At 44.6% G+C, this 14,273-nt stretch carries 7 protein-coding genes; 5 read left to right on the forward strand and 2 right to left on the reverse strand.

The window, feature by feature from the left end:
* Positions 1–101 precede the first annotated feature (101 nt).
* On the reverse strand, positions 102–989 hold the full coding sequence (locus ACHZC4_RS05585) for a DUF4394 domain-containing protein (protein WP_394752839.1): 888 nt from the start codon (positions 987–989) through the stop codon (positions 102–104).
* Positions 990–1,898: 909 nt separating this feature from the next.
* Between ACHZC4_RS05585 and ACHZC4_RS05590 the strand changes: the two genes are divergently transcribed.
* The 4 genes from ACHZC4_RS05590 (at position 1,899) to ACHZC4_RS05605 (ending at position 13,589) form a co-directional block, all read left to right on the forward strand.
* Positions 1,899–3,581 carry an autotransporter assembly complex family protein gene (locus tag ACHZC4_RS05590; RefSeq protein ID WP_394752840.1) on the forward strand — a complete coding sequence of 561 codons (1,683 nt, stop codon included), beginning with the start codon at positions 1,899–1,901 and terminating at the stop codon, positions 3,579–3,581.
* Complete coding sequence (locus ACHZC4_RS05595; protein ID WP_394752841.1) at positions 3,578–7,588, forward strand: translocation/assembly module TamB domain-containing protein; 4,011 nt, start codon at positions 3,578–3,580, stop codon at positions 7,586–7,588. Before ACHZC4_RS05590 ends, ACHZC4_RS05595 begins: the two co-directional genes overlap by 4 nt.
* A gap of 323 nt (positions 7,589–7,911) precedes the next feature.
* Positions 7,912–8,706 carry a Crp/Fnr family transcriptional regulator gene (locus tag ACHZC4_RS05600; RefSeq protein WP_394752842.1) on the forward strand — a complete coding sequence of 265 codons (795 nt, stop codon included), beginning with the start codon at positions 7,912–7,914 and terminating at the stop codon, positions 8,704–8,706.
* 632 nt (positions 8,707–9,338) lie between these two features.
* Entirely contained in the window at positions 9,339–13,589 is a 4,251-nt protein-coding gene (locus ACHZC4_RS05605) for a PAS domain S-box protein (RefSeq protein ID WP_394752843.1), read from the forward strand.
* 80 nt (positions 13,590–13,669) lie between these two features.
* Here ACHZC4_RS05605 and ACHZC4_RS05610 read toward each other — a convergent pair whose 3' ends face one another.
* Complete coding sequence (locus ACHZC4_RS05610) at positions 13,670–13,807, reverse strand: hypothetical protein (RefSeq protein WP_394752844.1); 138 nt, start codon at positions 13,805–13,807, stop codon at positions 13,670–13,672.
* A gap of 155 nt (positions 13,808–13,962) precedes the next feature.
* Here ACHZC4_RS05610 and ACHZC4_RS05615 point away from each other — a divergent pair, with 155 nt between their 5' ends.
* On the forward strand, positions 13,963–14,202 hold the full coding sequence (locus tag ACHZC4_RS05615) for a hypothetical protein (protein ID WP_394752845.1): 240 nt from the start codon (positions 13,963–13,965) through the stop codon (positions 14,200–14,202).
* Positions 14,203–14,273: the final 71 nt, after the last annotated feature.

A 14,273-nucleotide genomic window follows, 5' to 3' on the forward strand; every position in this document is an offset into this window, starting at 1 on the left:
AACAGTCGCCTTGGGTTTACTTGGCGACAGTAATTCACCAAAGACGGGCAGGACTTCCAGTACCAAGACTACCTGTAGCCAAAGGGTCTGAATAAATACATTTAATGTTGGTTAACCGGCAACGCAATATCAACAACACGTTCATTGAAGCCATCAATACGGCTGGCCTTACCCGTTAATAGGGAAATGCTGTAAAGGCCGTAATTGCCATTTACCTTAAGTGAGGCGAAACCAAAGTTATCTACCGTTACACCCCACTGGGTCTTGCTGTAAATATCAAATCCCACTGCCGAATCTGTATCAACACCTAATTTACCGGTGGCTGAAAGTGTGCCTGTAGCAGGCGGAGATTGAAGCGACACTTGATCACGCACGGTATCTATATCAAACAAAGTTGTTGCAGTGCTTGCGCCATTAGGCGCCAGATCATTATTGGTGTAAGCGGCACCGGTAACGCCTTTTGCAATAGTGCCAGGCGCTGCGGGAGCTGGATAATTTAACGCGCCATTAACGGCAGTAACTCCGGGAACAGCACCATTAGTAGCATCATCAATATTGTGTGCCAGGTTTTGACCGAGCTCACTAATAACTCTTAAACGGTTCGCTGCGGGGTTAAAATCTACACCAAAATATTTGCTGGCATCAAGCGGCACACTCAGTTTACTCACCAAGCTTAACTTTGCGTTATTAGTATTAATGGAATATACGCCGCCGCCGTTACCCACACCATACAATAGTCCGTTTTGTACGCGGAAATCTATACCAATCAAATATCTGTCAGCCGCATCAAAGCCATTAACGCTGCCAAGCGTATGTGCCCAGCGTGGCGAGGCGGTATGGAAATGTATCAGATATCCAGCTTCGGTAAGGCCTACTGCTTTCAGATTCATGCCTTTATTGGAATCATTGTCATGGGCAAAAGAGGCGGATGTTAATAATGCCAGGGAAATACCGGCGACAATATTCATTGTTTTTGCAATTTTTTTCATAATAGTTCTCTCAAAAAAGGAAAGGTAGAATTGAATCACGGATGATCCAAGTGGTTTACTACATGCTGTCGATTTATATTTCCCAAGCTTACTGGAGAGCTATAAATAAAAGCAGGTGTTTATCTGGTTTTTTATCAAATTAATCAATAATAACCCGAATAAAAGAGCACAATAAGTTATGAATATTTAGTTATCTTTTATGTAACGTCATACATTACTTACTACGCTATTTTTTTTAATTTGGATGCAAAATAATTAAAATATTTTAAAAAAATATTAACCGTTCACTCACAAACTAATTTTATTTTTAAGTTATCAGAATACACTAGGCACAGCTAGTCACTCGCAAATACTAATACGTGATAAACTATATGAATGGTTAATATTTAAGCGCTAAGCGTGCTATATTTTATTATTGATAAGTCCTTTTTTTAAAGTAAGCAGTTCAACTGCCCTTTGAAAAACCAGGACAGTTTACGACGGGTATAGGGGGATTTATTTAAAAATCCCATTTTTCAAAATGAAAAGTTAATGTTTACATGTATTGTTGATTAACAACAAAATACTTGTAATATCCTAGTTAAGCCAAGTATTTACCGTCTGTGCGGTAACACACAGACTATCAATACATTAATGAATATACTTCCCTGGAAATTAAAATGGGGCTTCATGACCGGTTTGTTAATAAAGTTAACCCTATCGGTAATAAAGGATCTGTAAGTATTCATTTTCTCCTTTGAAAAATAGGGCGGATGAATGATTACAAGCATCTGAGTATATTAGTGTTTTATTTTCAGTATCATATAAAGGCCGAGCAGGGTGATTTACAGCTTAAAAAAACTAGCCATACTTTTAATAAGCCCTGTTTCACACAGTGTTTTTACAGTGCTATGGGTATGGACACTGAGTGTGTTGGCATTTAATACCTATGCAGAAGTGTTGGTTTCAGGTGTTAGCGGCAAAGCCAAAGATAATGTCATGCTGTCGTTGTCTTTGGAAAAAGAAAAATGTGATGCTTCCAAATGGAAAATACAACACACATTTGATGATTCAGAACGGGAAATAGACGAGGCTTTACGGGCTTTAGGTTATTATCACGCAGTAACTAAAAAATCCTTGGTATTCAATGACGCATGTTGGAGGGCGAGTTTTGATATTGATGCGGGTTCCAGAGTGGTACTCAGTGATGTGAGTATTATTATTAACGGCGATGCTAAAAATGATACTGAGTTTTTGTCTGATCTTGACAAGCTGCGCTTAAAACAAGGCAGTTCATTGCATCATGGAAAATACGAAACCATGAAGAGCAAGATTGAATCGTTGGCACTTGGCAGTGGCTATTTGCAAAGTGAATTTACCGAAAAAAAATTGTTTATTAATAAACAAAATAACACTGCACAAATCCAGTTAGTATTTAATACCGGAAAGCGCATGAAGATTGGCAATGTTGTTATTAAACAAAATATATTAGATGCTGACTACGTAAACAAGTATCTTACGATAAAACCCGGTGATATTTACAGCAGCGAACAACTGGCTAAAACCCATAATGCACTGGCACAAAGTGGTTATTTTGACATCGTCGATATTCGTTCCGATCTTGAAAATATTCAGCAACAACGAGTACCTGTCACTATTACCTTAACCCCTAAAAAGAAAACACATTATGCCCTGGGTATTGGTTACGATACCGATGTCGGCTTGCTTTTAAACGGTTCTTACATCAATCATCTTATCAATAAACAAGGGCATTTTTTTACCGCTAATATTGATGTTTCTCCGGTATTATCGGTTGCCGAAATGTTATATACCATTCCGCTGGCTAACCCGACCACCGATTTTTTGACCTTTGGTACCGGCCTTAAGCGCGAGGATAACGACAGCTTTAAATCCCTGTCCGCGGCGCTTTCTGTGCGCCATAAGCATGCCTATGACAGCGGCTGGAAGCAGACTGTATTTCTGGATTATACCTACGAAGACTTTACCATAGGCCCCACAAATGGCCAGACCTTATTACTGGTTCCCGGCGCTAACTGGTTACGTTCTGTCTCCAATAATCCGTTGCGGCCTTCTAATGGTTACCGGTTAGAAGCGGAAGTTAAAGGCAGCGTTAAACTGCCGCCGGTTTCTGATGCCAGTTTTCTACAAGGGTATTTTTCCGGCATTTGGTTACATGACTTGCCTTTGAAAGGAAAATTTATCGGGCGAACTCTGCTAGGCGCAACCTTGGTGGATAACATCACTGATCTGTCAACCAGTTACCGGTTTTATGCAGGTGGCCTTAATAGCGTGCGCGGCTATGCCTATAAGGAATTAGGCCCTAAAGATAAATTCGGCTATGTTGAAGGCGGCAAGTTTTTAACGGTAGTCAGTGCCGAATATGAACAGGCTATCTACGATAACTGGGCGGTAGCCGCTTTTGTAGATACCGGTAACGCCTTTAATGCCGACAGCATTCAATTAAAAACCGGTGTGGGTTTAGGGGTGAGATGGTATTCGCCGGTAGGGCCGGTGCGGGTGGATTTTGCAATTCCATTAAATGAATCAGATTCTTCATTTCAAATTCATTTTGCCACTGGCGCAAGGCTATGAAGCCGCGTTATGGGTTAAGCATACTGCTAGTTTTTTTGGTGCTTATCCCTATGGGGTTTGTTTGGCTAATCAGTGATGAAGCGGGCAGCCGTTGGTTATTACAGCGTATCTTTTCCATGTTGCCTGCACAGATTTCTGTCGAAAAAATCCAAGGCCGATTAATTGACCGGCTTTCCTTAACTGGATTACATTACCAAAGCGCTAGCCAAACGCTAGATATTAAGCAGGGCGTTTTAATCTGGCAGCCAGTGCAATTATTATCGGGCACGCTAAACATTGTTGATTTAAACGTTAACGGTTTAAGTATTAAAACTATATCAACCAAAGACGAGCAAAAAAAACCTTTTGATCCTACAACGCTTAAATTGCCTGTTCAAATTGATATTAACAACCTTCTGGTAACCGATATAAGCTTTGAAAGTGAGGGCGAGTTACAGCCATTTGATAAACTGCAATTGGTCGCAAAGACAGAAAATAACCAACTCAAAATCCAGTCCTTTTCAATTAATTCCACTTTGGTAAATGCCAGAGCTGAAGGCGCGGTAACCCTGGATAAGCCTTTTCCGTTAAACCTAAAGGCAAATTGGCAGATTAACGCCGATAAAAATGGCGTATGGCAGGGTTCAAGTACATTCAGCGGTGATCTTGACACACTGGTTTTTAATAACCAGATCACTTCGCCGTTTAAATTAACGCTGCAAGGCAATGTAAAAGAGCTGCTGCAAACACCGCGCTTAAACGTACAAGGCGATTGGCATAATTTAACCTGGCCATTGGCTACAAAACCTCCGCAACTGCAAAGCCCACAAGGGCATTTTGAACTGGCCGGTTTACTTGATAATTATCAACTTAGCCTGAATGGAGCGCTCAACCAGCAGTATTTACCCCAAGCCTCGCTGTCTTTTAAAGGCACGGGTAGTCTGGATGCCATAAGCATTAATAAGTTGGAGCTTAAATCCAGCACGGGCGTATTTCAATTGCTAGGGAATGTAAATTGGGGTGATTTGCCGCAGTTTGATTTAACCGCGACTGGACAAAAATTCAATCCAGGTATTGTTATCGCAGAGCTTCCAGGCAACCTGACCTTTACCAGCCATGTTAAAGGCAAGCTTGATCCTAAAGCCTGGCAAATAACCGCCGAAATTAATCAGTTAACCGGCCAACTGCGCAATTATCCGGTGAGCGCCAATGGCAAACTGGCTTTGAACGGCGATCAACTTAAAGTGGATGCCCTGCATATTAGTTCAGGCAGCAATAAAATTGCAGTCAATGGCCAAGTTGGGCAAACCAATAATGCCCTGATATTTTCTATGGACATGCCGAAATTAAATACCTTATGGCCGACTTTAGCGGGTAATTTACAAGGTACTGGCCGTTTACAGGGCAGCTTGAAAACACCCATAGTAAAGCTTGAGGTTAAAGGCAAGCGCTTGCAATTTGCACAGCACAGCACGGAAACTGTGTCGTTAAATGTTGATTACAACCATGCCGACCAAAAAATAGCGATGCTGCACGTTGCCGCTAATGGTGTTAAAACGGGCACTACTGAGATAAGCAAGTTATTAATCGATGGTAAAGGCACGCTGAAGCAACATGACTTTAAAGCGGATATTTATTCATCAAAAGGCAATGTCTCGACGTTATTAAAAGGCAGTTTGCTAGCGGATACCTGGAAAGGCGAAGTATCAAAATTAACGCTTACCGAGCAAAACGATAATATATGGATGCTTAAAAATCCGATGGCTATTCGGGTAGACCAAAAACCACTTGGCTTTGATGTTAGCAGTAACGAAGGCTGTTTAGTGCGGCAATCGGCTTCATTGTGCATAAAAGGGGTGTACGCTGCTAGCAGCGATTTTAATGCCCAGCTAACTGCAAAATCGCTACCCACTGCGCTGATACAGCCGTACTTACCGGAAAAAGTGATTGTAAAAAGTTTAATTAATGGCACTGTCGATATTCAGCGGCAAAAAAATGCTTTAAAGGGTAATTACAAAATAGCCTTGTCGCCTAGCCAGATTTTTTTACACACCCAAAAAATCCCACAAGAAATTAATTTAGGGGCTTCATCGGTAGCGGGCACTATTAAAGGCGATAAGGTCTCGGCAGATATTAACCTGCACTTGGCAAACCGGGATTATGTGCAAGGCCAAGTGTTGCTGGATATCGGTAAAACGCAGGCCGTGTCAGGAAAAATAGCGGCAAAAATTGCCGATTTTTCTTTAGTGCCCGTTTTTGTTCCGCAATTATCCAATACTCAAGGGCTTTTAAAAGCTGATGTAACGCTGCAAGGCACACTACAGAAACCCTTAATAACTGGCTATTTTGATCTCACTGATGGCGCGGTTACTATAGGCCAAGCGCAATCTGGGCAGATGGGCTTGCACAGTATTAATCTGCATGCCGTTACTCGGGGTAATCGACTCCAATTGCATGGCTCGACACTACCGGTTATGCTCAATAAGCCCGATGCCAGCCGAACTATAGAACTCAAAAGCCTTATTACTATTGATGCTAATTTGCAGCAAAAAGAAGTGCTGAGCGGAAATTTTCGTTTGAGTATGCCGGCTAACACCACAATTTCATTGCTAAGCCCACAAGCCAACCACAAAATTGTATTGGGTGTGTCGTCACTTTCTGGGGTTATTAATGGCGAATCCGTAAATGCCAATTTGGATATTGCCTTAACGGGCGCCGATTATGTGCGTGCTAAACTGCAAATGAACACCGGTAACACGCAAGCACTGTCGGGTCAGGCAACCGCTTCCATCCGCGATCTTAGTTTTATTGAACCGTTTGCTCCGCAATTATCCAATGTCAAAGGCTTGTTAAGTGCCGATATGACGCTAAAAGGCACGACAAAACAGCCGCTTGCCAATGGCAATATCAGCTTTAGCAATGGCGCTGCCAATGTGGATGAGTTGGGGCTTAATATTCATGATGTTAACCTTCAGGCCACAACCTCCTTTTACAATAGCCAACAAATTCAGTTACACGGCTCAGCAAAATCCGGCGAAGGCCTTGTTACCCTGGACGGCACAGTGGGTTTGCAGCCCGATTTGCAATATCCTGTAGCGTTAACGCTAACCGGTAAAAACTTTGAAGTGGCAAAAATACCCGAGGCACAAATTGCTGTGTCACCTAATTTAAAGATTGCCTTGACTCAGCAGCAAAGAAATATCACTGGCCAGATAGAAGTACCCAAAGCCTTGCTAAAAATTCAGACCTTGCCGGAAAACGCCGTCAAAGTCAGTGCTGATGAAATTATTATTGGCGAGGAAAAACCGCAAAGCACTAAGCTGCCTGCGCCGGACATGAATGCCAATATAGATGTTAAGCTCGGTGAGCAAGTCAGTTTTACCGGCCAGGGTTTACAAACCAATTTGGTGGGTAATCTCCAGATAATCAAAACCGGCGACAAAATGGCGATGCAAGGCAATGTCGATATGAAAAAAGCCAGCTATAAACGTTTTGGCCAACAGTTAACCGTGCGCAAAGGTCGGCTTTTATTCAATGGCCCTGTCGATAATCCCTGGCTTGATGTAGAGGCCATACGTGAATCCAAAGACAAGAAAATAACGGCGCTGTTGACGTTAAGCGGACAATTAAAAAATCCGCAAGCGCTGGTATCGTCAGAACCGGCTTTACCTGAAACAGAAGCGCTGGCGTATCTGGTTACTGGCGGGCCGTTAAATCAAGTGAGTAAATCAGATAGCAACGTGCTGGCCAGTGCGGCATTATCTTATGCGGGCGGGAAGGCGGGCTGGATTGCTGATAAATTAGGCATTAATAACTTTCAGGTAGAGGAGGGGAACACGTTGCAAGATACCTTGCTGGCCATGGGGCAATATCTAACCCCCGATTTTTATATTGGCACCAAAGTGGGCCTGTTTAACAAACAGGCTTCGTTGGTAGTCAAGCGCAAATTGACCAATACGATTAACGTTGAAACCCAAACCGGTACCTCACAACGCATAAAATTGAATTACGAATTTGATGGGGATTAAACTTGCAGGTGAATGCTTACAAAAAAGGCAGATGAGGATTATGGTTATTTTCCTCACCTTATTAAATAACTAAAAATCCAAATTTATCTGCCATTCAGGATATTATTAGCGCCTTGGGTCAGTATATTATGTTATAAATAAAATACATCGTAGCGGTTAGCCTTCAATTTTAGTCATTATCCAGATTCCCTTTATTTTGTAATGCCGTCTTAAGCATCTCTTGATGAGCGGAAGGTATTTTTTAATAAGGCGATTAAATAATAACAACTGTTGATGGTTACGCTATTTTTGATTTTCACTTTTAAGCAAGCCTAGAGACAAAAATGAACGCGATAGTGTCAACACGGCATAGCCCCAATCAAAATCATCTTCTTGCCGCACTGCCTTCGGAAATACTCGCCCGACTTTCGCCGAATTTAGAACTGGTCACCTTGTCGCTGGGTGATGTGTTGTATGAATCCAGTATTCCAGTGCAACATGTTTATTTCCCCATTACGGCTATTATTTCATTGCATTATGTGATGGAAAATGGTGCCTCCACAGAAATTGCCGGTGTGGGTAACGAGGGCATTGTCGGCGTTGCGGTATTCATGGGCGGTAACACCATGCCCAGTCTTGCCACCGTGCAAACCACAGGCTATGCGTACCGACTGAAAAAACGCCACATGATGGAGGAATTTAATCGTGCAGGTGGCCGTCGTTCCGGGGCAATGCAAAATTTAATGTTACGTTATACCCAGGCATTAATCACGCAAATTTCCCAAACGGCGGTGTGCAATCGCCATCATTCCATAGAGCAGCAACTGTGCCGCTGGCTGTTATTAACGCTGGATCGTTTGTCTTCCAATGATTTAACCATGACCCAGGAATTGATTGCCGGTATGTTGGGCGTGCGCCGTGAAGGTATTACCGAGGCCGCAGGAAAGTTGCAACGTGCGGAGTTGATCAGTTACCGCCGTGGCCACATTACGGTACTTGAACGCTCTGGGTTGGAAGAGCGCAGTTGTGAATGCTACAGTGTGGTAAAAAAAGAATTCCAGCGTTTGTTATGGGATGGGCTAGATACTTTGCCCCCTGTTAAACGGATGGAGCGGCCACAAAATTCGTTACGCCGTTGATGCATTTAACGGCTTTAGGTAACTCGTAATAAATAATCTTCGCCATCCTTTATAGTTCCCACGCTCCGGCGTCACTGCTATTTACAGCGTTTTTATATCAGTTGAATAACATTAATTATTAGTAGTGGAGTACAAACCTAGGTTTGTATTCCCTCGAATCTACCTAATCGATACTGAAAACGCTGTAAGTTAAGGATTTTTATTCTCGAACGGTAGGGTGGGCAGGCTTTTTGTGCCCACGCGCAATACTACGGCAATGCAAAAGGTGGGCAAAAAAACCTGCCCACCCCTACCTGATTTCCCTTAACTTAATAGTAGTGGGAACGATGCAGCCTTGTCTTCCACGCTTTGCAATAAAGATTCAGCTTAATCTAAAATAGCACTCTTATGTGCGGTAACGCACAGAAGCAAGACGCTTAAATCCCATAATACAATTAGGTGTTATCTGTTTAAACAACGACAAGTTTAAAGGGGTGGCCCATTAGAAGACCTTAATGGTTGTGGAGGCTAAAAAGGCGTTAAGACAAATTCTTTAAAAAAATCCCCGTTTTTCGTAAAAATTTTCAAATTTTTAAACCGTAAATTCTTACCTGCGGGCGTCGCCAGACCACTCCGATTGCATAAAAGTAACTATGTTTAAAAAAAATACCACTCCATCTATTAATGATCTTTTAAATAGGCGCAAAGCTGATTTTTCCTCAAAGCCTACCCGTAAAATCATTGGATTGTCTATTGCGGTAACGGTGTTAGTAGCGCTGATATCGGCAGCATCCTTTTGGGCTTTTAACCAAATAGTAGCCGCCGCTAATGGACGCGATCACACCCACGCCATCATCCGCCAGGCGGAAAACTTATTATCGGCACTTAAAGATGCTGAGGGTGGCCAACGCGGCTATCTGTTGACCGGTAATTCAATTTTTTTAGAGCCTTACCTCGCGGTGCGCGATAGCATCCCTGTGGATCTGCAAAAACTGCATCGGGCCAGCATGAGCCCCAGCGCTCAAAAACATCTGGATGCACTGATACCTTTAGTCAAAGCCCGATTAGCCATAATAAACCACACCCTTGAAATGTATCGTAAGCATGATCTGCCAGCTGCCATACAGCTGATAAGACAGGGCGAGGGTAAAAAACTCATGGATGGCATTCGTAAAGAATTAAAAGATTTTAAAAAGATAGAAGAAGGCGCACTGGCAGCGCTCGAAGTTAGATTTCAATTGAACATGCGCAATCTGTTTATCATGATTAGCGCCGCCAGTATATTTACCCTGCTGTCGGTATTTTTGCTGGGCTATTTAGTGTACCGCGAAGATCAAAACCGGCTAAAAGCAATCCTGCATGATTCCACCCGGCAGTTGCTTGATGATCAGCGGGAAATTAATGCCCAACTACAAAAAGCACACAATAGGGTGCAGTTTAACCAAGAAAAGCTCGCCATTACCCTCAATTCCATTGGTGATGGCGTGCTGGCCACTGACCTTGAAGGCCGCGTTAACTTATTAAATCCAGTGGCCGAGCAACTGACCGGCTGGACGCAAACGGAAGCCACCGGCCTTGCCGTGGAAGATATTTTCCAGATCATTGATGAAAAAACCCGTCAACCGGCCATTATTTCAATAAAAAGCGCGTTGGCTTACGGCACAATACAGGGGAAATCTGCCCATAAATTGCTTATTGCCCGTGATGGCAAAGAATACGCGATAGCCGACCGTTGCACACCGATTCGCGACCGCGATGCCAAGGTCGTGGGGGCTGTGCTGGTGTTCCATGATGTCACCGAGGAAAATACAGCCCAGGAGGCGTTGCGCCAAAGCGAAGCGCGCTTGAATTTTACGTTGCAAATGACCCACACCGGCGGATGGGAACTTAATCTGCTGGACGGCTTAGCGCAGCGTACCCTAGAGCACGACCACATCTTTGGTTACGATTGCTCCCTGCCACACTGGACTTACGATATATTTTTGCAGCATGTATTGCCTGAGGATCGTGCGGAGGTGGACAGGGGGTTTCGCGAAGCGACTGCGGCCAGGATGAACTGGAATTTTGAATGCCGTATCTGCCGGGTTGATGGCAAAGTGCGTTGGATTTTGGTATCCGGTCAACACCAAAATGATAAGGCCGGAAACCCATCGCGTCTAGTGGGCATAGTCCAGGACATTACCGAACGCAAGCAGGCCGTTGAAGACAGCCTTCGATTTTTTACGCTTTCCCAGGAGCCATTATGCATAGCTGGCTTTGACGGCTATTTTAAAACGCTAAACAAGGCCTGGGAAAAAAGGTTGGGTTACACCATCGCCGAGCTGCTTGCCAAGCCTTTCATCGAGTTTGTTCACCCAGATGACCGGGAAGCTACGCAAGCCGAAGTGCAAAAACTCATAAATGGCGGCCATAGCCCTAACTTTCAAAATCGTTATTTATGTAAAAATGGCACTTACCGATGGCTTTCCTGGAGCGTCACCACGGTCATTCGGGAGCAGCTGTTTTATGGTTCTGCACGCGATATCACCACGCGCAAGCACACTGAGATAGAACAGAAAAAACTCAGCCAACGGACACTGCTGGCCTTGGATGCCGGGTGTTTGGGGGAATGGAGTTGGGAGGCTGCAAGCAATAAAGTCATGCTCAGCCCTACTGCTGCAAAGATATTTGACCTTCCGGCCGGGGTTCCGGTTACCCGCGAGCAAATGCGCTATCAACTGTCTGCCGAGGCGGCTGAATATGCCCGCAAGGCTTGGGATCAAGCACTGATAGAGCACACGCCATATAACAACGAATACCGATTAATTCGTGATACCGGCGAGCACTACTGGGTTTCCATGACTGGCCGTGGCAACTACGCAGAAGACGGCACGCTAATTGGCATGAACGGTGTGGCGCAGGACATTACCGAACGCAAGCTATCCGAGGCGACAAAGCTACGGCTTGCCGCCATTGTAGAGTCATCTGATGACGCCATTATCAGCAAAGATTTACACGGCATCGTCACCAGCTGGAATGCCGGGGCGGAAAAAATGTTCGGCTATTCGGCTGCCGAAATGATAGGCCAATCTATCTTAAAGCTAATACCACCGTTGCGCCACGGTGAAGAAAACGTCATTCTTAATGAAGTCTATTGTGGCCGTAACGTACAAAACTTTGAGATGGTGCGTTTACATAAAAATGGCACTAGCATCCATATTTCCGCAACGGTATCGCCTATCAGAGACGAATCTGGAACCATTATTGGTGCCTCTAATGTAGCGCATGATATTACTGAGATTAAGCGCAGAGAAGACCAGGTACGTGAAAGCGAGCGTCTTTTCCGCGCTATGATTGACGCTTTGCCTATCGCCATTTACACCACAGATGCCCAAGGCCTGCTGACTTATTTTAATCCTGTTGCCGTCCAATTTGCTGGACGGGTTCCAGAATTGGGCGTTGACCGGTGGTGTGTAAGCGCCAAACTTTTTCATGTAGATGGCAGGCCGTTTCCACTTGATGAATGTGAGATGGCGATTGCGCTGAAGCAAGGCAAGGCAATTGAAGGCGCTGATGTTATTGCAGAGCGGCCCGACGGAACGCGCATTATGTTTACGCCTTACCCGACACCGTTGTTTGATAGCGCCGGTAATCTGGTAGGCGGCATCAACATGCTGATGGATATCACCCAGCGCAGGCAGGATGAACAGGAACTGACACAGGCTAAGGCCTTGGCAGAAAAAGCCAACCGTGCCAAGTCGGAATTTTTGTCCAGCATGAGCCACGAACTGCGCACCCCGCTGAATGCTATTTTAGGGTTTTCTCAATTATTGGAGGCCAGCGACCCGTCGTTAACAGCCACGCAAATGCAAAGAATACGCCAGATTATTAAAGCCGGCTGGTATTTGCTGGAGCTGATTAACGAAATCCTCGACCTTAGTTTAGTGGAATCCGGCAAGATATCGCTGACCCTTGAAGCCGTATCACTCCTTGATATTATGCACGAATGTGAGGCCATGATAGAACCGCAGGCGCAGCAAAAAAATATTCAGCTGACGGTTCATCCCTATGATTGTGGCTTATTTGTTTATGCCGATAGAACCCGGTTAAAGCAGGCATTGATCAACCTGCTTTCCAATGCCATTAAGTACAACCACCCCCATGGCAGCGTGGAAGTAAAATGCAGCCCTGCAAGCACCCCAAACCACCTGCGTATTAGTATTAAAGATACCGGTGATGGCTTGTCGCCTGAAAATATAGCGCAACTGTTTCAGCCGTTTAACCGGTTGGGGCAAGAAGCCGGTACAGTGGAAGGGACGGGCATCGGTTTGGTCGTCACTAAAAAATTGATTGAATTAATGGGCGGCAGCATTGGCGTGGAAAGTAGCGTGGATGTGGGCAGCGAATTCTGGATTGAAGTAGCTAAAAGTGTTGCGCCACAAGACACTACTGACTGTGCGACGCTTCCAGAGCCTGTGCCGCAAGATCATGCCATGGTGGTATCTAGCACCCTGCTTTATGTGGAAGATAATCCGGCCAATCTGCTGTTGGTTGAGCACATTATTGCAAGCCACCCGCATTTGCGCTTGTTAAGTGCTGCCAATGCTTCTTTGGGGATAGAAATTGCCCGCGCCCATCTTCCGGATGTCATTTTAATGGACATTAATCTGCCCGGCATTAGCGGTCTAAAAGCCCTGAAAATTCTGCGTTACGATCCGGCAACCAAGCATATTCCGGTTATTGCGCTCAGTGCCAACGCCATGCCCAACGATATTGACAAGGGCTTGAAATCGGGATTTTGCCATTACCTGACCAAACCCATCAACATTAATGATTTTATGAAAGCCTTGGACGAAGCCTTGAAGCTTGCCGAAAAAACTCAGCTTAAAGGTGGCGTGTCTAATGATGGTATTAGTGAAGGTTAATCCGTTCGGGGTGAGTGATTAACAGTATGCTTTCAGGTTCAGGCCAAACGGTTAAGCCTTACTGCTCACCGTTCGCCCATTTAGGTAGCCACTTCCACTGATTGCAACTGAACTGCCTGGTAAATATCAACTGGGAAACCCACCAACCTCAAAATATTTTGTTGTACCGCATTCAGCGGGGTCATAAAGTTATGTTCAACTCCATCGATGATCAGCATACTCAGCGTTATGCCCCGAAATGCCGGCTACCAACTTAAAGTGGGACAAACCGCAATTAAGTAATCATCCGGTGTCACTTGATTACGTAATGCCTATCATGGGCTAATGATAAAAGCGCCACAACTCAAGCCATCCGAAAAACACTGCAGAGGCCGTGGCATTAAAGCTGGAAAATCGGGCGGTGGCGTTTGAGGTTATTGCCGCCCAACAGGGCATTTCGGATAAAAACAATGCCCTGCAAAAGTTCCGTAACCAAATTGTAGCCTTATCTAGCCACGTCAGTTTTTGGTGGCTGTGGGTCGGCGAAATACTCATGGGGTTATCAGTGGACGATCCGACTCGGCAATGGTTAACAGGTAAGTTATTGCCGGTTGTTCCAGCATATCTGGCTTGATATTGAAGGTCGGCGTTTGTTTGGTCATGGCTAACACTATATGTAGTGGCTACCCCACGAAATCGGGAAGA

The sequence above is a fragment of the Crenothrix sp. genome (assembly GCF_043729335.1).
Lineage (GTDB): Bacteria > Pseudomonadota > Gammaproteobacteria > Methylococcales > Methylomonadaceae > Crenothrix.